28 protein-coding genes are annotated in these 23,624 nt (G+C 59.2%); 17 read left to right on the top strand and 11 right to left on the bottom strand.

Annotated elements, in window-relative coordinates; genetic code table 11:
* Nucleotides 1-57: 57 nt before the first annotated feature.
* Complete coding sequence (gene yeiP, locus B2589_RS03555) at nucleotides 58-624, top strand: elongation factor P-like protein YeiP (RefSeq protein WP_058341429.1); 567 nt, start codon at nucleotides 58-60, stop codon at nucleotides 622-624.
* A gap of 18 nt (nucleotides 625-642) precedes the next feature.
* On the opposite strand, the gene B2589_RS03550 is transcribed toward yeiP, so the two are convergent.
* From B2589_RS03550 to B2589_RS03540, 3 genes are read right to left on the bottom strand one after another with little or no spacing between them, the layout of a single operon-like run.
* A complete protein-coding gene (locus B2589_RS03550) occupies nucleotides 643-1,338 on the bottom strand; it encodes a pseudouridine synthase (RefSeq protein WP_286815631.1) in 696 nt (231 codons plus the stop codon).
* Nucleotides 1,335-2,111: a spermidine synthase gene (locus B2589_RS03545; protein WP_286815630.1), complete on the bottom strand. Its 777-nt coding sequence runs from the start codon at nucleotides 2,109-2,111 to the stop codon at nucleotides 1,335-1,337. Before B2589_RS03545 ends, B2589_RS03550 begins: the two co-directional genes overlap by 4 nt.
* Complete coding sequence (locus B2589_RS03540; protein ID WP_414673922.1) at nucleotides 2,111-2,824, bottom strand: lytic transglycosylase domain-containing protein; 714 nt, start codon at nucleotides 2,822-2,824, stop codon at nucleotides 2,111-2,113. The genes B2589_RS03545 and B2589_RS03540 overlap by 1 nt, the downstream gene beginning before the upstream one ends.
* Nucleotides 2,825-3,020: 196 nt before the next feature.
* Here B2589_RS03540 and B2589_RS03535 point away from each other — a divergent pair, with 196 nt between their 5' ends.
* Together B2589_RS03535 and B2589_RS03530 are read left to right on the top strand one after the other, a co-directional pair.
* A complete protein-coding gene (locus B2589_RS03535; protein WP_022987942.1) occupies nucleotides 3,021-3,260 on the top strand; it encodes a TIGR02647 family protein in 240 nt (79 codons plus the stop codon).
* Nucleotides 3,261-3,348: 88 nt separating this feature from the next.
* Entirely contained in the window at nucleotides 3,349-4,245 is an 897-nt protein-coding gene (locus B2589_RS03530) for a DMT family transporter (RefSeq protein WP_022987943.1), read from the top strand.
* A gap of 128 nt (nucleotides 4,246-4,373) precedes the next feature.
* Here B2589_RS03530 and B2589_RS03525 read toward each other — a convergent pair whose 3' ends face one another.
* Genes B2589_RS03525 through B2589_RS03515 form a run of 3 tightly spaced genes read right to left on the bottom strand, consistent with a single transcriptional unit; the run spans nucleotide 4,374 to nucleotide 7,142 of the window.
* A complete protein-coding gene (locus B2589_RS03525) occupies nucleotides 4,374-4,994 on the bottom strand; it encodes a LysE family translocator (RefSeq protein ID WP_286815629.1) in 621 nt (206 codons plus the stop codon).
* 13 nt (nucleotides 4,995-5,007) lie between these two features.
* Nucleotides 5,008-5,460: a hypothetical protein gene (locus tag B2589_RS03520; RefSeq protein ID WP_022987946.1), complete on the bottom strand. Its 453-nt coding sequence runs from the start codon at nucleotides 5,458-5,460 to the stop codon at nucleotides 5,008-5,010.
* Nucleotides 5,460-7,142, bottom strand: a complete 1,683-nt coding sequence (locus B2589_RS03515; RefSeq protein WP_286815628.1) for a L,D-transpeptidase family protein — start codon at nucleotides 7,140-7,142, stop codon at nucleotides 5,460-5,462. The genes B2589_RS03520 and B2589_RS03515 overlap by 1 nt, the downstream gene beginning before the upstream one ends.
* Nucleotides 7,143-7,216: 74 nt before the next feature.
* Here B2589_RS03515 and B2589_RS03510 point away from each other — a divergent pair, with 74 nt between their 5' ends.
* Together B2589_RS03510 and B2589_RS03505 are read left to right on the top strand one after the other, a co-directional pair.
* Nucleotides 7,217-7,993, top strand: coding sequence for a TSUP family transporter (locus B2589_RS03510; RefSeq protein ID WP_286815627.1), 777 nt, complete (start codon nucleotides 7,217-7,219; stop codon nucleotides 7,991-7,993).
* A 417-nt stretch (nucleotides 7,994-8,410) separates the two neighbouring features.
* A complete protein-coding gene (locus tag B2589_RS03505) occupies nucleotides 8,411-10,093 on the top strand; it encodes an AMP-binding protein (RefSeq protein WP_286815626.1) in 1,683 nt (560 codons plus the stop codon).
* A gap of 71 nt (nucleotides 10,094-10,164) precedes the next feature.
* Here the strand turns inward: B2589_RS03505 and B2589_RS03500 are convergent, their stop codons facing one another.
* Nucleotides 10,165-10,359 carry a hypothetical protein gene (locus B2589_RS03500; protein ID WP_022987951.1) on the bottom strand — a complete coding sequence of 65 codons (195 nt, stop codon included), beginning with the start codon at nucleotides 10,357-10,359 and terminating at the stop codon, nucleotides 10,165-10,167.
* 118 nt (nucleotides 10,360-10,477) lie between these two features.
* Here B2589_RS03500 and B2589_RS03495 point away from each other — a divergent pair, with 118 nt between their 5' ends.
* On the top strand, nucleotides 10,478-11,377 hold the full coding sequence (locus B2589_RS03495) for a LysR family transcriptional regulator (RefSeq protein ID WP_286815625.1): 900 nt from the start codon (nucleotides 10,478-10,480) through the stop codon (nucleotides 11,375-11,377).
* Between the two features lie 2 nt (nucleotides 11,378-11,379).
* Here B2589_RS03495 and B2589_RS03490 read toward each other — a convergent pair whose 3' ends face one another.
* Nucleotides 11,380-12,099, bottom strand: a complete 720-nt coding sequence (locus tag B2589_RS03490) for a lysozyme-like domain containing protein (protein ID WP_286815624.1) — start codon at nucleotides 12,097-12,099, stop codon at nucleotides 11,380-11,382.
* Nucleotides 12,100-12,198: 99 nt separating this feature from the next.
* Here B2589_RS03490 and B2589_RS03485 point away from each other — a divergent pair, with 99 nt between their 5' ends.
* The gene (locus tag B2589_RS03485; protein ID WP_094623820.1) at nucleotides 12,199-13,020 is read left to right on the top strand and encodes a DUF2059 domain-containing protein; all 822 of its coding nucleotides are present in this window, start codon (nucleotides 12,199-12,201) and stop codon (nucleotides 13,018-13,020) included.
* Nucleotides 13,021-13,080: 60 nt separating this feature from the next.
* On the opposite strand, the gene B2589_RS03480 is transcribed toward B2589_RS03485, so the two are convergent.
* On the bottom strand, nucleotides 13,081-13,359 hold the full coding sequence (locus B2589_RS03480; protein WP_022987955.1) for a peptidylprolyl isomerase: 279 nt from the start codon (nucleotides 13,357-13,359) through the stop codon (nucleotides 13,081-13,083).
* A 194-nt stretch (nucleotides 13,360-13,553) separates the two neighbouring features.
* Between B2589_RS03480 and B2589_RS03475 the strand changes: the two genes are divergently transcribed.
* The 4 genes from B2589_RS03475 to B2589_RS03460 all read left to right on the top strand — a co-directional run bounded on the left by B2589_RS03475 (nucleotide 13,554) and on the right by B2589_RS03460 (nucleotide 16,918).
* Nucleotides 13,554-15,140, top strand: coding sequence for an ABC-F family ATPase (locus tag B2589_RS03475; RefSeq protein ID WP_286815623.1), 1,587 nt, complete (start codon nucleotides 13,554-13,556; stop codon nucleotides 15,138-15,140).
* Nucleotides 15,141-15,316: 176 nt separating this feature from the next.
* Entirely contained in the window at nucleotides 15,317-15,880 is a 564-nt protein-coding gene (locus tag B2589_RS03470; protein WP_286815622.1) for a DUF1415 domain-containing protein, read from the top strand.
* A complete protein-coding gene (locus B2589_RS03465; protein ID WP_286815621.1) occupies nucleotides 15,880-16,617 on the top strand; it encodes an AzlC family ABC transporter permease in 738 nt (245 codons plus the stop codon). The genes B2589_RS03470 and B2589_RS03465 overlap by 1 nt, the downstream gene beginning before the upstream one ends.
* Nucleotides 16,607-16,918, top strand: a complete 312-nt coding sequence (locus B2589_RS03460; protein WP_094623824.1) for an AzlD family protein — start codon at nucleotides 16,607-16,609, stop codon at nucleotides 16,916-16,918. Before B2589_RS03465 ends, B2589_RS03460 begins: the two co-directional genes overlap by 11 nt.
* 33 nt (nucleotides 16,919-16,951) lie before the next feature.
* Here B2589_RS03460 and B2589_RS03455 read toward each other — a convergent pair whose 3' ends face one another.
* Together B2589_RS03455 and B2589_RS03450 are read right to left on the bottom strand one after the other, a co-directional pair.
* On the bottom strand, nucleotides 16,952-18,115 hold the full coding sequence (locus B2589_RS03455) for a GNAT family N-acetyltransferase (RefSeq protein WP_286815665.1): 1,164 nt from the start codon (nucleotides 18,113-18,115) through the stop codon (nucleotides 16,952-16,954).
* Between the two features lie 58 nt (nucleotides 18,116-18,173).
* On the bottom strand, nucleotides 18,174-18,530 hold the full coding sequence (locus tag B2589_RS03450) for a hypothetical protein (RefSeq protein ID WP_058341413.1): 357 nt from the start codon (nucleotides 18,528-18,530) through the stop codon (nucleotides 18,174-18,176).
* A gap of 165 nt (nucleotides 18,531-18,695) precedes the next feature.
* On the opposite strand from B2589_RS03450, the gene B2589_RS03445 reads away from it, so the two are divergent.
* The 6 genes from B2589_RS03445 (at nucleotide 18,696) to B2589_RS03420 (ending at nucleotide 23,572) form a co-directional block, all read left to right on the top strand.
* Nucleotides 18,696-19,385, top strand: a complete 690-nt coding sequence (locus tag B2589_RS03445; protein WP_022987962.1) for a response regulator transcription factor — start codon at nucleotides 18,696-18,698, stop codon at nucleotides 19,383-19,385.
* Nucleotides 19,382-20,698, top strand: coding sequence for a sensor histidine kinase (locus B2589_RS03440; RefSeq protein ID WP_286815620.1), 1,317 nt, complete (start codon nucleotides 19,382-19,384; stop codon nucleotides 20,696-20,698). The genes B2589_RS03445 and B2589_RS03440 overlap by 4 nt, the downstream gene beginning before the upstream one ends.
* Nucleotides 20,695-21,300, top strand: a complete 606-nt coding sequence (locus tag B2589_RS03435) for a YigZ family protein (protein ID WP_094623827.1) — start codon at nucleotides 20,695-20,697, stop codon at nucleotides 21,298-21,300. Before B2589_RS03440 ends, B2589_RS03435 begins: the two co-directional genes overlap by 4 nt.
* 75 nt (nucleotides 21,301-21,375) lie before the next feature.
* The gene (locus tag B2589_RS03430) at nucleotides 21,376-21,903 is read left to right on the top strand and encodes a DUF4136 domain-containing protein (RefSeq protein ID WP_286815619.1); all 528 of its coding nucleotides are present in this window, start codon (nucleotides 21,376-21,378) and stop codon (nucleotides 21,901-21,903) included.
* A gap of 19 nt (nucleotides 21,904-21,922) precedes the next feature.
* Complete coding sequence (locus B2589_RS03425; RefSeq protein WP_232901638.1) at nucleotides 21,923-22,282, top strand: translation initiation factor Sui1; 360 nt, start codon at nucleotides 21,923-21,925, stop codon at nucleotides 22,280-22,282.
* 36 nt (nucleotides 22,283-22,318) lie between these two features.
* A complete protein-coding gene (locus tag B2589_RS03420) occupies nucleotides 22,319-23,572 on the top strand; it encodes a D-amino acid dehydrogenase (protein WP_199457985.1) in 1,254 nt (417 codons plus the stop codon).
* Nucleotides 23,573-23,624 lie beyond the last annotated feature (52 nt).

The raw sequence follows: 23,624 nt of genomic DNA, 5'->3' as shown, positions 1-23,624 counted from the left end.
GCGCGAGTCGTGGTATATCAGCGCCCACCAAGATCAACTTTTTCGGAATCAGGTGTTATGCCAAAAGCGAGCGAGATTAAAAAGAACCAGGCCGTTGAATACGAAGGACGGGTGTATTTCGTTAAGGACATTGAACGCTCTGTACCCCAGGGCCGTGCCGGCGGCAGCCTGTACCGCATGCGGATGTACGATGTGGTTACCAACCAGAAGCTGGACGAGACCTTCAAGGACTCCGACATGCTGAACCTGGCAGACCTGGTGCGTCGTCCGGTCACGTTTTCCTACGCCGATGGCGACGAGTACGTGTTCATGGATAACGAAGACTTCACTCAGTACATGCTGAACAAGAGCGCCATCGAAGACGAGCTGCTGTTTATCACCGAAGATACTCAGGGTGTGATGGCGATTCTGGTCAGCGATACGCCGGTGGCCATTGACTTGCCGCCCACGGTGGAACTGACCATCGAAGAAACCGACCCGTCTGTGAAGGGTGGTTCTGCCACCGCGCGTACCAAGCCGGCACACCTGACCACAGGACTGGTTGTTCAGGTGCCGGAGCACATCTCCACCGGCGACCGCATCAAGGTGAACGTGGAAGAGCGCAAGTTCCTCAGCCGCGCCTGATGTGTCTGATCCGCTCCGTCAGCCGACGGAGCGGATCTCGCTGCCGCTCAGGTGGCGATACCCGCCAACAGGAAGCTCCGGGTCCAGTACCAGGCTTCCCATGCTTTCCCGGTGCAGTGACGTTACCCGATTGCCTACTGCGTGGAACATCCGCTTTACCTGGTGATATCGCCCTTCAAAAATGGTGACCCTCGCCTCGTGATCGTTCAGCGGTTCCAGCTGCGCGGGAGACGTTGTCAATTGCTCGTACTCGAACCAGATGCCTTCGGCAAAGCGTAAGGCTGTCTCCGGGCTGATGGCTTCAGCCGTTGTTACCCGGTAGACCTTTGGAATCTTGATGGCAGGTTCTGTCAGCCGGCGAGACCAGGTGCCGTCATTGCTCAGAATCAGCAGCCCGGTGCTAGCCCGGTCCAGGCGCCCACCAATGTGCAGGTGCGGGCGTAACTCCGGCTCAATCAACTCCATAACGGTAGGGTGCTGGTCGTCTCGGGTGGCGCTCAGATAGCCGGCGGGTTTGTGCAGCATCAGGTAATAGGCCGGTTCGGCCGGCTGGATAATATCCTTGTCGATCTTCACTTCCCGGAATCGGGAGATGTCTTCGTTGCCGTCCCAGCAGACCGCCCCATCCACCCATACCCTCCCGGCTGCCAGTAACTGACTGGCCATGCGGCGGCTGATACCGTTCTGGTTGCTGACGATGCGGGCAAGCTTCATTCGGCGGGCGGGGTGAGTTGGTTGAGTTTGTTGACCAGCTTACGCCAACCAATCGGCAGGCGCTCTTCCAGGGTATTCAGCCGGGCTTTGTCTGCCGGCAGCGGGTCAATGGCCTGCTTGTGGCCGTAAATCACCCAGTTGTTGGTTTTGCTTTTGAAGACCAGTAACAGGGGAAACTGGCGCCGGAGCTCCCGGAGCAGGTTGCCATCCGGTTCTGGCATACGGTGATAGTTCAGCACCAGCCAGCCCCGGGCCGAGAGCGCCCGACTGCAGGCCTTGATGAACTGGCGCTGGCTTTGGGCAGGGCTCATGCGGTCTGCGCTGTACAGGTCGGTCAGGATCATATCGGTACCGGCTTCCGGTAAGTTATCCACCGCCACGCGGGCATCGGCAATGTGGATATCAAGCCGGTCAGACTCGGGCAGGGAGAACCATTCCCTGGCAATGTCTGCCACCTTGCGGCGCAACTCGTAAACGTCGATGGACGCTTCCGGCAGCAGGGTGAACAGGCCATGTGCCAGCGCGCCACCACCCAGCCCCAGAACAGTCACTTTACCTGGCGTGGTGAAGGCGAGGGGCAAGAGCATGGCGCGGTTGTATTCGTGTACCGGAACCTGGGGCGCCGTGCGCAGAATCTTGCTTTGCTCGAACACCGAATCAAAGCTCAGGATTCGGTGTTTTCGGTCGTCAATCACCAGGATGTTGCCGTAGTTATCCCGAGCCACATGGACAATATCGCCCTTGATTTCCGGGCTTTTGAGAATGGTGCCCATCAGTTTTTGGCGTAGCGCTGGTGCAGTATGCCAACGCGCTCAACATAGGCCTTGGTTTCCGCATAGGGCGGAATGCCGTTGTACCGGCCCACAGCACCCGGGCCGGCATTGTAGGCGGCGGTCGCCAGGCGGATATCGCCACCGAAACGTTTGAGCATTTGGGCCAGGTAATCGACGCCGCCACGAATGTTGTCCTGGATGGCAAACGGGTCGTTCACACCCAGCTCATCGGCCGTGCCCGGCATCAACTGCATCAGCCCCTGTGCGCCCACGGGAGAAACCGCTTTGGGATTAAATGCCGACTCGGCATGGATGACCGCCCGAACCAGGGCCGGGTCTACATCGTATTCCCGGGCGGCGGTTAGGATTTCATCCCGGTAGGGTGTCAGGAACAGCGGGGTCTTGTGCCAGTCCACCTTGGAGCCGGGGTCGCAGGCATAGCAATGGAACCGGATAACTTCTACTTCGGCGTTACCCGGGCGCTGGCTGCTGTAGGCCACCACGCCGTGTTCATCGGTGTAGCGATAGACGGTTTCGCTTTTGGTAGAGGCCCGGGGCTGCGCTTTACTCTTCACGTTGGTGTATTCCACCCGGCCATCCGGATGGACAATGCGCTGAATGCTGTCGGCCTTGGCGTTGCTGACCAACGCCATCGCCAGGAACAGGCCAGTGATGAGGGCTCGTGCCGGTGTGTTCAGGAAATAGTTACGCATTGCTCGCCTGGGGATAAACAGCCTACCAACGAATTTACCGGGATTGGCTGTGGGAATGTACCGGTAATTGTAGGATTTTAGTGCCGTGATGATACGGAATGTTGATGGGTTCACAAGAGACTTTCGGTAACTCGGCGATGCTCTTGTGCAGACAGTAGGCTACACTGCTAGGAATATGACAACACGGGAGTATTCCATGCCGTTCTCGCCAAAGCACCTTGCTGAACTGAACCTTCTGCTGCAGTTCCCTTCAACCTCCACTCAGGAAGGTATCAAGGTTCATGCCCATTCCGCTGCGCCGGAGACCGTCAAGGCAGCTGAAACGCTGTTTGCCAAAGGTCTGATCAGCCAGATGGACGGAGGCTACCTTACCCCCATGGGGTGCGAGGCGGTTGAGCTTACCCAGAAGCTCCAGGCGATGATTGCCGAGCCCTGACACCAACCTGTTTGAAACAGTAGCGCTGCACCCGGCCAAAACGGTCGGGTGGGGTGCTTTGTTATTCGTGTAGCGGCAGCCGAAACCTATGCCACCGATCTACTACTCCCTGTTTGTGCCCGCGCTGTTCGTCTGGTTGTGGAGCACCGGTTTTATTGGCGCCAAGTACGGCTTGCCTTATGCAGAGCCATTTACCCTGCTGCTGATTCGTATGCTGTTGACGCTCATACCGTTAACCGTTCTGGCACTGGTGATGAAATCACGCTGGCCGGGTTGGCGTGGAGCGGGGCACCTGGCGGTGACCGGGTTGCTGGTGCAGGGAACCTATTTGGGCGGCGTGTTCTATGCCATTGACCAGGGCATGCCTTCTGGGCTGGTATCGTTGATCGTTGGCTTGCAGCCCCTGGTCACGGCCCTGGCGGCGGTCTTGTTGCTTCGGGAAACCGTTGCGGGCCGTCAGTGGTCAGGGTTGGTTATGGGATTGGTGGGGGTGGCCCTGGTGCTGGCTGAGAAGCTCGGGGATGGCTCGAACGGAGCGGGTTTCTCACCGGTTACCTTGCTTTGGGCGGGGCTGTCCCTGGTTGGTATTTCGCTGGGAACGGTTTATCAGAAGCGTTTCGGAACCGGGGTAGACCTGATCTCCGGCACCATGATCCAGTACACCGCCGCCGCTGCCTTGTTTGCCCTGGGTGCTTTTACTCTGGAAACCCGCGAAATCCAGTGGTCACTGCAGTTCAGCCTTGCCCTGGGCTGGCTGGTATTCGGGTTGTCGGTAAGTGCAATTCTGATTCTGATGTGGCTGATACGCAGAGGGGCTGCTTCCCAGGTGGCGAGTCTGTTCTACCTGGTGCCGCCGGTGACGGCGCTGGAAGCCTTCATTCTGTTTGATGAACGGCTGGGGCCAATGGCGATAGCTGGTGGCGTGGTCGCAGTAGCCGGGGTGGCCCTCGTTGTGACCGGAGGGCCACGACCGGTGAAAACCTAGACCTTGGGGCCTTGCCCAGCAGAGCATCTCCTATCCTCCGTTTCAGGGGTGCCCTTTAAAAGTGGCACAGCCCTTCAGGAAGCGCAATTGAGAAGCACTTACCGTTGAGTAATGGTTTGGCAGGAATTCTACTTGCCAGCTACGATACCGGCCACCAGTCGCCCCGCCAGCGCCACCAGAATGGCTCCGAACACCCGCTCGAACCAGACCGCCCGTTTCTTCAGCATATCCAGCCACTTCGGGTTGGAAAACAGCCAGGCCACGATCAGGTACCAGCCGGTATCAATCACCAGTGCGGTAGCGGCATAGCCAAACTTTGCCATCAGGGTGGTATCCACCCCGACCACCTGGCTGAACAGCGCCAGGAAAAATACCGCGATTTTGGGGTTGAAGAAGGCAATCAAGAAGCCGTCCCGGGCGGCGCTGCGGGTGCTGGGAGCTTCGGGCAGGGCCTGGTCGCTTTGAGCCTTGGCGGTGAGCCCTTTAAACCCGAGCCATGCCAGGTACAGCGCCCCGGCCCATTGCAGAATGGTGAACGCTGTTGGCGATGCGGTAATCACCGCCGCCAGGCCGAGAATGCTCAGAAACGCGTAGATGCCCACGCCAAGACCATGGGACAGCGCCGCGACAACGCCATTCCGGCGCCCGCCGGTCATGGTCTGTTTCAGCACCAGGGCCAGGGAGGGGCCGGGCGACATGGCGCCAAGCACGCAGATGGTTACAACAGCTAACCAGGTGGTCAGGGTCATGGGGTTTCTCTGTTCAGTCGGTTTTTCGGGTGGGGTAAACAGACCGTGACAGGGTGGGCTCGCAACCGATCACCTGCCGTGCCTGTTTGTGGGCGTGAAGGTACCAGCGCTGGCCGCCATTGGTAAAGGTATTGCTGGCAACCGGGAAATCCCGGGTTTGCACGGTGCTGGGTATCGGGGTGCCATCGGCATGGCGGTACACGCAGGAGGTTCCGATGGTCATGGCCTGCCGCACGGGCAGGGTAATAAAGCCGTCATCACTGACTTGCGGGGGCTCGTCGTTGATGCTGATAACCTTCAGGCAGGGGCCGAAGTGGATGCGGTTCTGGTCGCCCACTTTTTCTTCAAGGCAATGATGGGCCTTCAGCAATACCGCGTCATCGGCAATATCGCCTTTTGGCCCGGGAAGGCTCTGGCAAGCTGCCAGGGCCGCACTTAGCAGCAGTGTGACGGCTGCGCGTTTCATCAATGGCTCCTTGGTGTCAGTTGCAGGTTGCCTTGCCAGTCGGAACGAAGGGCCTGCAGCAACTGGCGGTCGCGCCCGTAGATATCCTCCCGGAACTGGTAGGTTCCGGCGCGATCAACCCAGACGGTCCAGTACTGCAGGTGAACCGGCACCGGGTTCCGGAGGATGGCGTTGATCGGCTCGCTCGATTGCAGGGCTTCCTGAATGGCCCGATGGTCCCAGTCGCTGTTGCCTTCGAGCAACTTATTGGCCAGTTCAAACGGCCGCTCCACCCGGATGCAGCCAGAACTGAGGGTACGATCCATGCGGCTGAACAGGTATTGGCCCGGGGTGTCGTGCAGGTACACATCATACTGGTTCGGGAACATGAATTTCACCTGGCCGACGGCGTTCTGCGGCCCGGGCTGCTGAACCAGTTGGTAGGGGAAGTTGTTTTTGGTCAGGCTATCCCAGTCGATGGTAGCTGGATCAATCTCCACCCGGTTGGCGCCCCAGCCCTGATATACCTTGAAGCCGAGCCGGTCCAGGTAGCCGGGATCTCGGCGGATCACTGGCAGCTGGTCTTCGATCATCAGCCGGCGCGGAACCGTCCAGGTGGGGTTGAAGACCAGGTAGCGGATACGGTCACTGAACACCGGTGTCTGCCGGTAGGGCTGGCCGACGATCACCCGCTGGCGCATGGTTTCCTGGCCGTTTTCCACCATGATCAGCTCATAACCGGCAATGTTTACCAAGATGTAGGTATCGCCCAGCGAATCCGGCATCCAGCGCCATCGCTCCAGGTTGGCGTCTATCTGTTGTAGCCGTTCCAGGGGCATCTGATTGATGGCCACGAGGGTTTTGCGGCCGATGATGCCGTCGGGATCCAGTCCGTGGCGGGCCTGGAAGGCTGGAATCACGGCGAGCAGGTCATCACTGTACAGCTGGTCGGCAAAGCCGGTATCGAATGCTTCTGAGCTGTCGTTGTCCGGGGCTGGCAGGTCGCCGAGCAGCCTCAGCCGCTCACGGACCTCAATCATTCTGGAGTCTGTATCCCCGGGCCGGATGGCCGGGCCGGAGTCGATCACCGGCCAGGGCTGACCCAGAAGGTCAGAGACTTCTTTGCGGAGCGCCACCAGTTTACGGTAGGCCGGCGCTTCCGGTTTCAGGCCTTGCAGGGTTTTGTCGATGCTGTGGTCCAGTATGGCGGCCGCCAGTACTTCATGCATTTTCCTTTGCTGTTCGGAAGGTTGCCAGCGGGCGGAGCGGGTTTCCTGGTCAAGCTTGCCATCATGCAGGTGTGTGGCAAGCAGCAGGAAGGCGTCAGACAATACCAGGTCGAGATCAGCCTGCAGGTCCTCACCATTGTGGTCCAGCGGCTGCGACGCAAAGTCCGCCAGGCTGTCGTAATGGTAGTCGCCAGGGTTCAGGCCTTCATTGGAGACTTCGCGGATGGCTTGCAGCAGTTCCTCCCGTGCCGGGAAAGAGCGCCATGCCGGTTCGTAGTTTCGGGCTTCATAGAACTGCACGAGCGCGTCCCGGGAGTGCAGGTGAGCGCCAAGAACCACCACCGGCTCACCGGCCTGCAAGGCCTCGACCCGGTTGATAATACTATCGTCGCTGTGGGAATTTCCGGCCAGCGCCAGTAACATCAAACCCAACAGACAGCTCTGCCAGAATCTGCGACGGTTGGCATCCTGCATCTGTCTCCCCTCCGTGTCATCATTAGCTTTTAGCCCAGCCGTTCTAACCTGCATGCCGGAGCCCGCTTTTACCCATGTCTGACCTGACTGTAGTCCAGTATATCCTGATTGCATTGATCTTTGTCTGGAGCGGGTTTGTCCGGTCAGGGCTGGGTTTCGGTGGTGCCGTGTTGTCCCTGCCGTTCCTTTTACTGGTTCTTGATGAACCTTTGGTGTTTTTGCCGTTGATTTCGATACACCTGCTGGTGTTCTCCTCCCTCACCATCTGGCTCAACAACCGGAAAGGCGCGAAGGACCGGCAGGCCGGTGGCACGGGCACGGTAGACTGGCGTTATCTGGGGCGCCTGCTGGCGATCATGATTGTGCCCAAACTGATCGGGGTATTCGGGCTGATTACCCTGCCGGGCTATGTGATGAGCTCGATCATTTTCGTGATTATTGCGTTGTATTCACTGTCATACATTGCCAACCATCCGTTCCGCAGTGGCAGCAAGACGGTCGATACCATTTTCCTGATGCTGGGGGGCTACATCAGTGGCACTTCACTGATTGGTGCTCCGCTGATTATCGCGGTGGCGGCGCAACACCTGCCCAAGGAGAAGCTCAGGGATACCTTGTTTGCCCTGTGGTTTATCCTGGTACTGATCAAGCTGTCGGCATTTATCTGGGCGGGTGTCGACCTGCAACTCATTCATCATTTGTGGCTGCTGCCGGCGGCGGCCGTGGGACATGTGATCGGGCTCTATGTGCACGGCCGCATGCTCCAGGCCGAAGGTTCGTTGTTTTTCCGGGTGCTGGGTGTAGTGCTGCTGGTGGTTAGCACCATCGGGATGGTTTCTGTCTGGCGTTAGGCGCAATATGTCAGGAAGGCATCTAATTCAGGGAGGATAACGCGATGAACGCGACCGATCCCGACTTTGCAGCCCTGCGTCGCGCCATGGTGAAGTTACAGGTTTCCGGGCGGGGCATTCATGATGGCCGGGTACTGGAAGCCATGGCCAGGGTACCGAAGGCTGGCCCTGAGGGCGCTTCAGGTACCCAGCATTCCCGCGTAGGCTGTGTAGAAAAAGGCGCAGGAACCCAGCAGGATCAGGCCCCAGGCTGGAGCGGTCATGGCAGAACGTGTCGGCTTGTTCATAGCTACCTCCCTTGGCAATGCTATTGATACGCTGACGTCTTCACTGTAGACCATGATTGATAAATGTCACAAACTAAATTGTTCAGATAACGACCAGACAACATGACTATAACAACAATAAGGAGCCGTTATGGCTATCGATCCGCAGAAACCCACCTCGCTTCACAGCCTGTTCTACTGGGCAGAGAAACATCCTGACAACGTTTACCTGACCCAGCCATACCCCGACGGCCGGGTAGAAGACCTCACCTGGGCGCAGGCGGCGGACCAGGTTCGGCGGATGGCCGGTTACCTGAACGGGCTGGACTTACCTCAGCCCAGCAATATCGCCATCCTCGGCAAAAACAGTGCCCACTGGATTCTGGCGGACCTGGCCATATGGGCGGCCGGCCATGTAAGCGTGCCCCTGTACCCGACGCTTAACGGTGAAACCGCGGCCTATGTGCTCGAACACAGCGAGGCGAAGTTGCTGTTCCTGGGCAAGCTGGACGGCACAGCGGATGGCTGGAATGACATCAAGGGTCACATTCCTCCGGATCTGCTGATTGTTTCGTTGCCCATGTCACCCAGGAACGACACGCCAACCTGGCAGGACATCGTTGCCAGTCAGTCGCCTGCCGAGCCCAGGCTGCCGAACCCGGATGACCTGGCTACCATTGTCTACACGTCCGGCAGTACTGGCCGGCCCAAGGGCGTGATGCACAGCTTCCGTACCATGATTTCGGTGGCAGACGGCCTGCAGCAGTTGTTCCCGGTGTCCTCTTCCGAGCGCATGTTGTCCTACCTGCCGCTGGCCCACGTGGCGGAGCGGGCAGCCGTAGAAACCCAGTCCCTGTATTACGGCTTCCATCTTTACTTTGCCAACTCGCTGGACACCTTCCAGGAAGACCTGCAGCGGGCGCGGCCTACGCTGTTTTTCTCGGTGCCTCGCCTGTGGATGAAGTTCTACCTGGGGGTGAATGCCAAGCTGCCGCCGAAGAAGCAGAAGCTGCTGTTCAGTATTCCGGTGGTCAGCTCCCTGGTAAAAAAGAAAGTATTGAAGCAACTGGGGCTGGACCATTGCCGGGCGGCCCTGACCGGCGCAGCACCACTCTCGGCCGAAATTATTGGCTGGTACCGGAACCTGGGGCTGGAGTTGCTGGAAGTTTATGGCATGTCTGAAAACTTCGGCTATTCCCACGCCAACCGGCCCGGACAGGCAAGGGTTGGCAGCGTGGGTATGGCCAACCCCGGCGTTGAGCATCGAATTGGCGATGGCGGCGAGGTTCAGGTGAAAAGTCCCGGGCAGATGGTGGGTTACTTCAAGAATGAGGAGAAAACCCGGGAAGATATTACCGAAGACGGTTTCCTGAAAACCGGTGATATGGGCGAAATCGACGAGCAGGGCTATCTGCGAATCACCGGCCGGGTGAAAGACCTGTTCAAAACCTCCAAGGGTAAGTACGTGGTGCCGGTGCCGATCGAAAACCGGTTTAACCACCCGAAAGCGGAGGTTGTATGCGTGGCCGGTGCCAACCAGCCGCAACCCTGCCTGATGGTTCTGCTGTCAGAAGAAGCGCGTGATGAGCTGGATCGGGGGGCGGATCGCAGCGAACTGGAGCAGGAGCTAGCCCGGGAGCTGGAAGCGGTGAACGCCGACTGCGAATCCCACGAGAAGGTTGCCTTTGTGGTGGTGGTCCGGGAGCCCTGGACTATGGAGAACGGGATGCTCACACCCACCATGAAGATCAAGCGCAACGTGATCGAAGATTTCTACAACCGCAAGATGGACGAGTGGTTTGCCCGGAATGCCAAGGTGATCTGGGAGTTCTGAACGTTCTTCGAGGCAAACAAAAACCCCGGCATGGAATCCATGCCGGGGTTTTTTGATTCAGGCTGCCGGGCTTATACGCCGCCCTGTACCTGGGGCATATCCTGGGCTGCGGCAACTGCTTTGCGGTTGGCAATGCGCAGTTTGCGGCCGATAAACTGCATCACCTGTTTTGTCGCGGCGCGGGTATACTGGCGGCGCATCTCCACTCCATTGTGGAGGATGCTTGATGGCTGCGGGCGAACGCTCGCGGTGTACTTCTGAATCATGGCGCCTTCCTCCTTCATCGGGTGGCTGGAATCGTTAACTTGCAAACAATTCTAGGGGTTCTTATTTGCAGTTTGAATACGGTAAACTCCGTACTCACGTTGCAAATATGCAGTAACTATGGACTGGGATTATCTTCGATATATAAGGGCTCTGGCAATAGCCGGAACCTTCGCAAAAGCCGGTGAATTGCTGGGTGTTCACCAAACCACTGTTTTACGGCGACTTGACCAGATGGAAGAGTCCCTGGGGGTTCAGTTTTTCGAGCGCAACCGGGACGGATTGCAGCTGACACCAGTCGGGGAAATGGCCTTTCGGGAAGCGGAAAGGCTGGCAACCGATATGGAAAACCTCGAACGCAAACTGGTGGGCCAGGACGGTGCGCCTGTGGGCAAGGTCCGGATTGCCGCTGAAGACGCCATGATGAACGAGCTGCTGAGCCCGATCCTGGCGGAACTGGTGCGGGAGTATCCGGACATCGAACTGGAAGTGCTCACCGACAACGATGTTGCCAACCTGAGCCACCGGGAAGCCGACCTGACGCTTCGCCCGGAAAATAAACCCCAGGCTACCCTCGAGGGCGAGCGCATTGCCGCGATTGATTCGGCGGTTTATGGCGCTGCGAAATACTGCCGGCGCAATCGAGATATGGACATCGAAAACCAGCCGGAAGCCTGCTCCTGGATTCTTCCGGATGAGTCTTTCAGCCACCTGGCAACGGGCCGGTGGTACCGCAAGCATCTCAAGAACGTAAACTCGGTCATTCGCTGCAACAGCCTGCAGGCAATGGCCGCCCTGGCCAGGGCCGGCGCCGGGCTGGCGGTTCTGCCTTGCTACCTTGGCGAGCCGGCAAAGGAATTGCGCCGGCTGTCAGACCCCCTGGACGGTGAAAGTGTCGACCTCTGGTTGCACGTCAACCAGGACACCCAGCAAATGGCCCGGGTGCGGATTGTGATGGAGTTTCTGGCCGAACGCCTGCAGGCACTGGAGTCTGCCGTCGAGTTCAGCGCAACTCTCTGAACTCAGTCTTCAGCGGAACAGAAGGGCCAGAACTGATACCACCGCCAGCACTGGAACTCGGCTTCGCAGGTTTGCAGCTGGTTGTGGTACCGAAAGGCCCGGTTCTGAACCCTCTGCGCGAGGGACTTGATGGCCGGTTTCTGGGCAAAGGATCGCCGGGCATAGCCGCCGCGGCCCTCGTGGTAGGCAAGATACAGCTGCGCGGGCGCGGTCAGGGCGATGCCCAGGTGCCGGTGGCTCAGCTGGTTGTACCAGCCCACGAAATCCAGCGCATATTCCATGTCTGTGCGAACGGTTCGCCAGCTGCCGTCTGTGGCAATCAGGTATTCACCCCAGGCCGGGTCCAGGGCCTGGGCATAGCCCAGCGCGGTGGTGGGTCGTTTCCACGGAATCAGCCCCCAGAGCCGGGTGCGGGGAGGGCGGGCGTGGCTGCGAAAGGATGATTCGTAATAGACAAACGCCAGCTGGGTAGCCACAGGCGTGCCCCATTTCTCCTGTGAGGCCCGGGCGTAGTCATACCAGACGGTATGTTCGCGGAAAATCTCGCAGATGTTGTCCGTGTTGGCCGGCGGGTCGGGCGCCAGCAGGCTGAAACGCAGCGTTGCCCAGATGCCGATGACCAGGCCGAGCAGGGGCAGGCCATACCAGCTCACCCGTGAGCGCCACACATTAAAACGCTTGTTGCGGTTTTTTCGGGGTTTTCTGGTCTTTTTCCGGCTCATCCCTACCAAACTGTCATCTCCGAAGCCCCACGGACACTTGCCCGGGCGCCTGTTGCCGTGTCATAAACAGGGCGATTCGATCATCAGGATAATAGAGAAATGCGACTGAACTCCCTAGTTAAACCTCTTTTAATCACCGGCTTTATGCTTGCGGGCACGGCCCAGGCTGCGCCTGATGCCAGGGAGGTTCTGGAAGCATCTCCGGTAGATGACATTGTGGCCCAGTACCCGGAGATGATGAGCCGGGGCATTCAGGACGGCCTGAAACAGAGTGGCCAGGTGCCGCCCATGGTGGCAGACAGCATCGGGTTTCTGGTCAGCAACAGTTTTCGTGCAGCCGATATAGAGCAAAGGGTTGTCGCCAACCTGGAAGCTGCCCTGACACCGGAGCAGCTGGAAGAGGTGCACGGCTGGTACCAGACACCGGTGGCAGGCAAGATCGCCGAGGCGGAAATCGCCGCGTCCGCACCGGCAGCCTGGCCGGAGATTCGCAGCCGGGCGGAAGAGCTGAACAAACGCTACCAGGGTACGGCCCGGGAAAAGCTGTTTGATCGCTTCGATGCGGCGTCACGGGCCACCGAGAGTGCAGTGGATACCACCATCGCCGTTCAGCTCGGGTTGGGTACCGCCATGGCGGCCCTGAGCCGGGATTCGGTGCACCACGAAAAAATGCGCGAACGGCTGGAAAGCCAGCGCCCGGCTTTGCGGGGCATGGTGGGCCAGCAAGTCTACGATGGCTATCTGTTCACCTATCGCGACATCAGTAACCAGGAAATGAACCTGTATCTGGATTTTCTTGAAAGCGAGGCGGGCAGGAGTTTCACCCGGGTGGTCACGAACAGTGTTCAGCAAGCCGTCATCGAACCGGTTGAAAGCATCGGAGCCCGGCTGGCGGCGTTTGGGAACTTCGGCGGGGAGTAGGGCGTTTACGTTTTAACCGGAACAGTGCCGCCTGCGCGATGCACAGGCGGCCGGCAAACCTTAGCTGCGGGAAGTCACTTCCAGCAGGTGGTAGCCAAACTGGGTCTTGATGGGGCCGATCACGGTGTTCAGGTCGCTGCTGAACACGGCCTTGTCAAACTCGGGAACCATCTGGCCCGGGCCGAAAGAGCCTAGGTCGCCGCCGTTACGGCCAGACGGGCAGGATGAGTGCTGCTTCGCCACTTCGGCGAAATCCTGGCCACCTTCAATAGCCTTCTTCAGTTCTTCACATTTTGCTTCGCTGTCTACCAGAATGTGGCGTGCAGTTGCTTGTGCCATGATCAATATCCTGTAGTTGGATGACGGGTGTATGGACGGAAACGTCTGACACGAATGCTGCCCGCACCGGCCGCCAGAGGCAAGCGCTTTTTGTCGGTGTTTCTGCGGTCTCACAGTCTGCCTTGCAAACCTGTACAATGCGCGGTTTCTCTTCGCCGGCGTTGTCCCGGCCCTTACGTTTGCAGGTTCTTTTCTTGATCTCCACCGCCAATCTCACCATGCAGTTCGGGGCCAAGCCCCTGTTTGAAAATGTTTCTGCCAAGTTCGGCAACGGCAACCGTTACGGTCTGATCGGTGCCAACGGCTGCGGCAAGTCCACCCTGATGAAGATTCTGGGTGGCGACCTGGAGCCCTCGGCCGGGCAGGTCATGCTGGAGCCGAATATCCGGCTCGGTAAGCTGCGCCAGGATCAGTTCGCCTACGAGGATTGCACGGTGATGGACACCGTGATCATGGGGCACGAAGAACTGTGGAATGTGAAGAAAGAAAGGGACCGCATCTATTCCCTGTCGGAAATGAGCGAAGAAGACGGCATGGCCGTGGCGGACCTGGAAGTGGAGTTCGCCGAAATGGACGGCTACACCGCCGAATCCCGCGCCGGCGAACTGCTGCTGGGCCTGGATATTCCTCTGGAGCAGCATGAAGGGCCCATGAGCGCCCTGGCTCCGGGCTGGAAACTTCGCGTGCTGCTGGCCCAGGCCCTGTTCTCTGACCCGGACGTACTGCTGCTGGACGAGCCCACCAACCACCTGGATATCAACACCATCCGCTGGCTGGAAAACATTCTGGTGGCCCGCAACAGCACCATGATCATCATCTCCCACGACCGCCACTTCCTGAACAGTGTGTGTACCCACATGGCGGACCTGGACTACGGTGAGCTGCGACTTTTCCCGGGCAACTACGACGAATACATGACCGCCGCCACCCAGGCCCGCGAGCGCATGCTGTCAGATAACGCCAAGAAGAAGGCCCAGATTGCCGAACTGCAGCAGTTTGTCAGCCGCTTCTCGGCCAACGCTTCCAAGGCCAAGCAGGCCACCTCCCGTGCCCGCCAGATCGACAAGATCCAGCTGGAAGAGGTGAAGCCGTCAAGCCGGGTGAGCCCGTTTATCCGCTTCGAGCAGGGCAAGAAACTGCACCGCCAGGCGGTCACCCTGGTAGGCCTGACCAAGGGCTTCGACGAAGGCCCGCTGTTCAAGAACCTGGATTTGCAGATCGAAGCCGGCGAGCGTGTGGCCATCATCGGCCCCAACGGTATCGGTAAAACCTCTTTGCTGCAGTGCCTGGCTGGCGCCTATGAGCCGGATGCCGGTGAGGTGAAGTGGACCGACAGCGCAGAGGTGGGCTACTTCGCCCAGGACCACACCGCCGATTTCGCCCGGGACGACACCCTGACCGACTGGATGGCTCAGTGGACCACCGGTGGCGAGCAACTGGTGCGCGGTACTCTGGGGCGGATGTTGTTTTCCGGGGATGATATCGGTAAGTCGGTGAAGGTGATTTCCGGTGGTGAGCAGGGGCGGATGCTGTTTGGTAAGCTGATTCTGCAGAAGCCGAATGTGATGCTGATGGATGAGCCCACCAACCACCTGGATATGGAGTCCATCGAGGCGCTGAACCTGGCGCTGGAAAATTATCCGGGGACGCTGATTTTTGTCAGCCACGACCGGGAGTTTGTTTCTTCGTTGGCTACGCGGATTATCGAGTTGAAGGCGGATGGCATTACCGACTTCAGTGGCAGTTATGATGATTATCTTCGGAGCCAGGGTTACGTCTGATTTCGGCTTCGGGTGTTTGCGGACGGTTGGGTAGGCCTGTCCAAAAACCGCTCCTTACGGCACATCCATGTGGCGCTTCTGCTCCGCCATCCATGGCTCCGCACATTTTTGGACAGGCCTACCCAACCGTCCGCTCCTACCTTGGAGTGGTTCGCTAAGAACAAATGGAATTTCCGATGAGTGAGAACAAAGTTATTAACGCCACTCGCAAGTGGGTCGAAGATGTAGTCGTTGGCTACAACCTGTGCCCCTTCGCCAAGCGGGAGCTGGTCAAGAACCGGGTTCGGTTTACGGTGACAAACGCTACAAACGAAGACGACCTTCTGCAGGCCCTGCATGCGGAATTGCAGCGCCTGGAAGACGAACCGGAGATTGAAACTACGTTGCTGATTCATCCGGACGTGTTGCAGGATTTCTACGCCTACAATGAGTTTCTGGATGCGGCTGATGCGTTGCTGGCCTATCTGGAGCTTGAGGGCGTTTACCAGATTGCCAGTTTCCACCCGGATTACCAGTTTGCCGATACCGAACCGGGGGCGGCGGAGAACTACACCAACCGGTCTCCGTACCCCATGTTGCACTTGCTGCGGGAAGCGAGTCTGGAGGCGGCGATTGATGGTTATCCGGATGTGGATGGGATTCCTGATCGCAATATTGCGCTGATGAATGAACTCGGTGCGGAGAAGATGCGGGCGGTTCTGGCGGGTTGTTTTGATAGCCGAGGAGGGAGTCAGGACTGATGTCTGGCGGGCACTATTCCTACCAGTTTCAGGCGAGCAGGGTGCGGGCGGAGTTTTTCCGGCTGCTGCCCATTTCGTTGTTTGTGGTGGCGTTTGGTGCAGCTTTCGGCCTGGCGTCTACCCAGGAGGGGTTGTCGCCGCTTGAATCGATTCTGATGAGCGCCACGGTGTTTGCCGGGGCTTCGCAGTTTGGTGCGCTGGATTTGTGGGGCGCAGAGGTGTCTGTGCTGCCGATGATGGTGGTGTTGTTTGCCATCAACTCCCGCCACCTGTTGATGGGCGCTTCGCTGTATCCGATGTTGAAGCAGGTGCCGCCCGGGCGACGGTACGGTCTGATGCTGCTGCTGACGGATGCCAACTGGGCGGCCTGCGCCCAGGACTACCAGAATGGTCGCCACAATCTGGAGGTGATTGTGGGCGGCGGTCTGGTGCTATGGCTGGCGTGGGTTTTGGGTACCGCGCTGGGGGTGTATTTCGGTGGCCTTATGCAGAACCCCGAGGCATTCGGGCTGGATATGGTGCTGGGATGTTTCTTGCTGACCATGGCATTGGGCGGCCGGAAATCACCCCGGGTTCTGGTGGCCTGGCTGGTGGCAGCGGCCAGTGCGCTGGCGGCCTGGAAATGGCTGCCGCCGAACATGCACGTGGTGGTCGGGGCGCTGGCTGGCGGCTTGATCGGGTTGTTCTGGCTGGAGCCCAAAGCAGGTTCAGGCAAGGAGGTGGCGAGTGACCATTGAAACCACCTCCGCCGGCGTACTGGCGCTGATTGCCATCATGACAGTGGTTACCTTAGTCACCCGCTTCGGCGGTGTGTTCCTGATGTCGTTCGTGCGCATCAATCCACGGGTCGAGAGTTTTATCAACACCATGGCCAGCTCGGTGTTGATCGCCATCATTGTGCCTATGGCGGTAGACGGTGATCTCGGGGCCCTGGCTGCGTTGGTGGCCACCGCGGTAACCATGTTGGCTACCCGAAAACCCTTGCCTTCGATTACCGTCGGTCTGCTGGCTGCGGCCCTGGTGCGTTATCTGGGTTAGAGCGCGCGAGCCCAGTTTCAGAGTCGTGGTACCTCAGGGTTGTTCGTTGCGGTAGGGCAGCAGTGTTTGTGATTCGGCGAAGTAAGCCTGTACGTGTTCGGACTCCTCGGTGCAGAAATCAGCGATAGCCTCCCGGAAACCCGGGTGCAGAATGCCATGCCAGGAGTGGGTGATCACCGGCTCGAAGCCCCGCACCAGTTTGTGCTCGCCCTGGGCGCCGGCGTCGAAGTGCTGGAGCCCAAGCTCCAGGGCTAGTTCTATGCCCTGGTAGTAGCAGGTTTCAAAGTGCAGGTGGTCATATTCTTCCAGGCAGCCCCAGTAGCGGCCGTAGAGGGTAGTTTCACCGGCCAGGAATAAGGCGCCGGCAATCATCTCGCCATGGCGCACGGCCATGATGATGTGCAGGTGCTCCGGCAGGTGTTCCCGCAGCAGTTCGAAAAAGGCCTGGTTCAGGTAGGGTGCCTGGCCTCTTTTCAGGTATGTGGCCTGGTAGAACACAAAGAACGCCGAAAGCACCTGGTCGGAGATATCCCGGCCGTGGAAGGTGTGAAAGGTAATCTCCTGATCCGCCACTTGCCGGCGTTCCTTGCGGATGGATTTACGCTTGCGGGAAGTCAGCGCCGCCAGAAAGCCCTCAAAGTTCTGGTAACCACGGTTGTGCCAGTGGAACTGGCAGCCGGTGCGGTGCAGTTCCCGGTCGTGGCCAAGCAGGGCCTGGTCCGGCGCATCCGGAAACAGCAGGTGCCAGGAATGGGCGCCCAGCTGCTGTGTCAGATTGCCCAGTAACTGATCGAGCAGGGCGGGCGTCAGTTGCGCCCGTAACGAAGCATCCAGCAATAACCTTGGCCCCTGTGACGGGGTAAACGGAATGGCGATCAGCAGCTTCGGGTAATAGGGCAGCTGGTAACGCTGGTAGGCTTCGGCCCAGCTCCAGTCGAACACGTATTCGCCCCTGGAGTGGTTTTTCAGGTAGGCCGGGGCCAGGCCGCAGATCTTGCCTTGTATGCGAAAAACCAGGTGGCAGGGTGTCCACCCGGTTTCGGTGCGGGTACAGCCGGAATCTTCCAGCGCCTGAAAGAATTCGTAGCGCAGGAAGGGATTGCTGCGCCCGGCCAGCCGTTGCCAGTCGTCACGGGGAATGTCCGTGATGCTGGCGCAGGTGGTCAGGGTGATGTCAGGTGAGGCGGGTTCTGCCATGGTTTCGGGCATGCTCTGTTAACTTTCCCTATACCATACGACAGAACCCGGCTTGTGATCACTTCTGGGCGTTACCGCAGCGCTTTTCCATCTTCTGCTGCCACTTGCCCATACGCTCCTGCTGCTTTTGCTGACGCTCCTGGTGGATCTCGTCCCAGATCTCGCGCTGCTCGTCAGTCAGCTTCAGGCGGTCGGCCATTTCAGCCCGGTATTTCTGCATTTCGGCCTGGCGCTCTTCACGGTACTCGGCGCTGAACTTGCCTTTGCCTTCGCGGAAGTTCTCGCACATTTCTTTCTGGTCCCATTTGCCACCCTGCTTCTTCATGCCCTGATCCTGGGCCATAGCTGCGGGGCTGGCGGCGAACATGGCGGCCATCAGTACGCCGGCGGTCAGTAAGGATGTTTTTGCTTTCATGGTTGTTGCCTCATCGGTTGGTGTTCCTGTGGTGATCATAGTACGCCGGTGCAACGTCAGTTGGTGTCAGGCTGGTGTAAAGGTTCGGTAAAGGCAAATGCTTGGCCGTCAGCCGTGCCCGGGCGCCGTGTTAGACTGTTGCCGGGCAACAGGAGAGAAACGGATATGCAGAACCGGGTACTGCTGGTTGAAGACGATGACGAACTCAGGGAACTGCTGTCGCAGTATCTGACCACCCAGGGTTTCAGCGTGCGTGAGGCCGCCAATGGCCGTGACGGACTGGCACTGGCGTTGGCCCACGATTGCGATATCGTGGTACTGGACATCATGCTGCCGGATATCAACGGCCTGGATGTGCTGCGTGAACTGAGAGCCGAGACCCATTTGCCGGTGATTCTGCTGACCGCCCGCGGCGACGAAACCGATCGCATCGTTGGCTTTGAAGTGGGTGCTGACGATTACATTCCCAAACCCTGTAACCCCCGTGAACTGGTCGCCCGCCTGCAGGCGTTGCTGCGCCGTATTGCCTGGGACCAGAAAACCGATGTGGATGCTACCCGAACCTATGGTGACTTGCGGGTAGAACCGGGGCAGCGGCGTATTTACCAGGATGACGCTCCGCTGGAGTTAACTGCCACCGAATACGAAGTGCTGCAGGTGTTGCTGGCCCATGCCGGCAGTGTGGTGCGCAAAACAGACCTGATGCAGTGGGCCCTGGGCCGCCGGCTGGAGGCTTACGACCGCACCCTGGATATGCACATCAGCAACCTGCGCAAGAAGCTGGGGAACGATGATCCGCCTCGCATTGAAACTGTGCGGGGGCTGGGTTACAGCTATCGGGTACCGGCACAATGAAGTCATTCATGTTCCCGCTGTTCTGGCGGATATTTATTTCGATCTGGCTGGCGATGGCCGTTACCGTTGTGGCCAGTAACCTCGCCACCCGTTACCTGCTGGATCGGGAGCGGCAGGCCATTGAACGGCAGGTTGGATTGCATGAGATCGCCCGGGAGGCCCTGAACCTTCGCAACCTGGAAAACCGCGGCGAAATGTGGCGGTTTCTGCGATCAGAGGGCGAGCGCCTTGACCTGCACCTGATGCTGATCGAGAAAGAAGAAGGGCATCGCGGGCTGCCGCGCAATATCCGCGAGCGGATTCAGTCGGGCTGGTACCCCAACAAGCCGGCACTGATTAACCTGGAGGAAGGCTACCAGCTGGTTGCCTGGCCCCGGATGGGGGGCGACGGCTGGCTGGACCCGAGGTTGTTCCGTTTCCTGGAATTTGCACTGGCGTTTGTCCTGATCTCCCTGGCCTGCTGGTGGATTGCCCGCCTGGTGTCCAAGCCCTTGAAACATATGGAGAGCACCGCCCAGGCCATTGCCGCCGGCGATACCCGGCTGCGGGTGCCTCAGCGTATTGCCCGGCGGCGTGACGAGGTGGGGCAACTGGCGACCGCCTTCAACGCCATGACCGACCGGCTGTGCCAGTTACTGGAACGCCAGAACCACCTTCTGCGTGATATCTCCCATGACCTGAGAACACCCCTGGCCCGGCAACGGGTGGCCATAGAGTTGGCCAGTGACACCGGGGCAGACCCCGCCATGATGGCCAGTATCCTGCGCCAGAATGAGCGGCTGGAAACCATGACCGGTCAGATTCTGACACTGTACCGGGTGTCGGAGAACGGTGACGCCATGGAGCGGGAACCGGTGCAGCCACTGGAGTTGATCAACCGGGTGCTGGAAGATGCCGCGGACTTTGCCGCACAACGAGGTGTGGACTGCCAGCTGGATGCTACTGACGCTTCCCAGGCGGTGTCGGTAAGGGGCGATGCCGGATTATTGCAGCGGGCGTTTGATAACGTGCTGCAGAATGCCCTTGACCACACGCCTTCAGGTAAATCCGTGCGGGTGTCAGTGTCGGCCACCGATGGCAGTCTTCAGGTAGATATTGCGGATGACGGCCCAGGTGCTCCGGAGGAGCTGTTGCAGCACCTGTTCGAGCCGTTCTTTCGCGCGGACAAGTCCCGGGGTGGTAAAGGCTGGGGGCTGGGGCTGGCGATTGCCCGGGACATCGTAGCGGCCCATGGCGGAACAATTACCGCCCGGAACCGCCCCGAGAGTGGGCTTGAGGTAAACATCCGGTTGCCGGTTGAGAGAGTATCATGAGTAAAGATTACCCGGTCCCGTCAGGATACCTTGAGCGGGAAACGGAAGTGAAAAAAAGCCGTTTCATTGCCCGCGTGTACCCGGTGAGCAGCCGGGACGAGGTGCGCGAGCACGTTGCCCGGGCCCATGCCGACTTTCCGGACGCCCGGCACGTTTGCTGGGGATACCAGATAGGCCGCCCCGGCTCGGCAGCGGAAGCCGCCATGAACGATGATGGTGAACCCTCCGGCACCGCCGGTAAGCCCATTCTGAACGTGATCCAGCACAAGGATATGGGCGATGTGCTGGTGATCGTGATCCGCTATTTTGGTGGTATCAAACTGGGCGCCGGCGGCCTGGTGCGCGCCTACGCAGGCGCTGCCGAGAGTGTGTTGTCGGAAGTTGGCCGTACCGTGCAGCAGGCACGGGTGCTGGCGGATGTGGAACTTGGCTTTGCCGATGAACAGCCGCTACGGCACTGGTGCGACGGCCACGAAGGCACCATTGAAGACATTACCTACAGTTCCCGTGTGAATGCCCGGGTGTCGGTGCCGGAAGTGCGGCAGGCGGAGTTTGCCGCCTTCTGCGATGCCCAGAAACTCGATTACCGTTTTGACACATAGAAGTTAGCAGCATCCGGCTGACCGTTTGCCGGCGTATACTGGATCAAGCGGCCAATTAAACAGGGGAGAAGAGCGATGCGTATTCTGTTTGTAGCAGCAATGGCGCTGGTTCTGGCCGGTTGTGCCAGCAATGTCGTGACGGACTACAACTCGGCAACCGTGTTCGGTAACTACGCCAGCTGGGCCTTTGCACCCAACCAGCAGGATTCCGGTTTTACCTCGCTGGATGACAGCCGGGTTCGTAATGCCATTGAGCGTGAATTTACCCGCAAGGCGATGAAAAAGCTGCCCAATACCGAGGCTGACCTGCTGGTGAGCTGGCAGATTGTGCCCGAAGAGCGCCTGGAGCAGGTAGGCGTCGGGCTGGGTTTCGGCTTTGGCCGGGGTAACTTTGGCTGGGCCCTGTCGGCACCGCCACCTGTGCGGGAAATCACCGAAGGCAAGCTGGTGGTTGAGCTGGCCGACCGGCGCAACGAAGAGGTGGTCTGGCGCGCAGCCAGTCGTCGCTACCTGAATGAAAACCAGTCTCCGGAAACCCGGCGCAAGCTGATTGACGAGGTTGTCTCCGAGATGTTTTCCAAATACCCTCCGGGCCTGAACTGATCAGTACACGGGATCAACCATGGGTATGAAGAACAGAAACGGCGGCCTGGTATTTTCCACTGAAACGGGCCGCATGTGCCCGGAGTGCCGGCAGCCAGTGGCCGAGTGCACCTGTGGTCAGCCGGAACGACCGGCCGGTGACGGCGTGGTGCGGGTAAGCCGAGAAACCAAGGGTCGCAAGGGCAAGGGTGTAACGCTGATTACCGGTATTCCCCTGAACGACAAAGAACTCAAGGCCTACGCCAAAGTGCTAAAAGCCAAATGCGGCACAGGTGGTACAGTAAAAGACGGCGTGGTGGAGATTCAGGGCGACCAGCGGGACCTTCTGGTTCCCTTGCTTGAACAAAAGGGGTGGACGGTTAAAAGGGCCGGCGGCTGACGCTTCACTACATTCAGACGTTGAGGGGAGGCAGGTATGCACATAGTGGTCATGGGCGCGGGCGTTGTGGGTATCACAACGGCCTGGTTTCTGCAGCAGCAGGGGCACCAGGTAACGGTTGTGGATCGCCAGGCGCAGGCCGGCCTTGAAACCAGCTATGCCAATGGCGGCCAGATTTCCGTATGCCATGCCGAGCCCTGGGCTAACCCCTCCGCGCCCCTGAAAATTCTGAAATGGCTGTTCCAGCCCGAAGCCCCGCTGCTTTACCGGCCCCGCCTGGACCCCTACCAGTGGCGTTGGGGGCTTTCCTTTCTGACTCAATGTACGTCTGCCCGGGCGGCCCATAATATCCGCCAGATGGTGAATCTGGGCATCTACAGCCGGAGCCAGTTGCAGGCTCTGCGTAAAGAGCTGGATCTTGACTATGACCATCTCGAGAAAGGCATTCTGCATTTTTACACCAGCCAGCAGGAATTTGATGCCGCCATGGAGCCGGCGCGGATTATGCGGGAGCTGGGCTGTGACCGGCAGGTAATCGATGCCGACCGCGCGGTGGAACTGGAGCCGGCATTAAAAGATGTGCGCCAGCGGATTGCCGGGGCGACCTACACCGCCGATGACGAAAGTGGCGATGCCCGGAAATTTACCCAGGCCCTGGCCCGCCGTTGCGCCGAAGCCGGCGTGGAGTTTCGCTACGGCACCGAGGTGCTGGGGTTCGACAAGGCGGGGGATCGGATACTCGGTGTTCAGACGTTAACCGAAGGCCGGCACCAGGTTCTGCGGGCCGACAGTTACGTACTCTGTCTGGGTAGTTTCAGTGCAGTGCTGGCCCGGCGGCTGGGTTTGTTCCTGAATATCTATCCGGCCAAGGGCTATTCGATCACCGTGCCGGTAAAAAATCCGGACGCGGCATTCCAGGTGAGCCTGACGGATGACGAGTACAAACTGGTGTATTCCCGGCTGGGTGACCGTATTCGGGTGGCTGGTACGGCTGAGCTGAACGGCTACACCCGGAACCTGGACTTCATCCGCTGCCGGGCGATCGTGCGCAGGGCGGCCGAGATCTTGCCGGGGGCGGGACACTGGGACCAGGCCGAGTACTGGACAGGCTTGCGGCCAACGACGCCCTCCAACGTGCCCTATATCGGCAAAAGCCATTTCCACAACCTTTACCTGAACACCGGCCACGGAACCCTGGGCTGGACCCATTCCTGCGGCTCGGCCGCGGCCCTGGCCGATATCGTGGCTGGCCGCACTCCGGAGGTGGACTTCACCTTCACCGGCCTCTGATTTTTACCCACAAAAAAGCCGGTGCCTGAAAAACAGACACCGGCTTTTTGGG

Origin of the sequence: Marinobacter sp. UBA3607 (assembly GCF_002375525.1) — a bacterium.
GTDB classification, from domain to species: domain Bacteria; phylum Pseudomonadota; class Gammaproteobacteria; order Pseudomonadales; family Oleiphilaceae; genus Marinobacter; species Marinobacter vinifirmus.
Note: the sequence above shows the minus strand (reverse complement) of the source record. Positions and strands in the feature narration are given on the sequence as shown.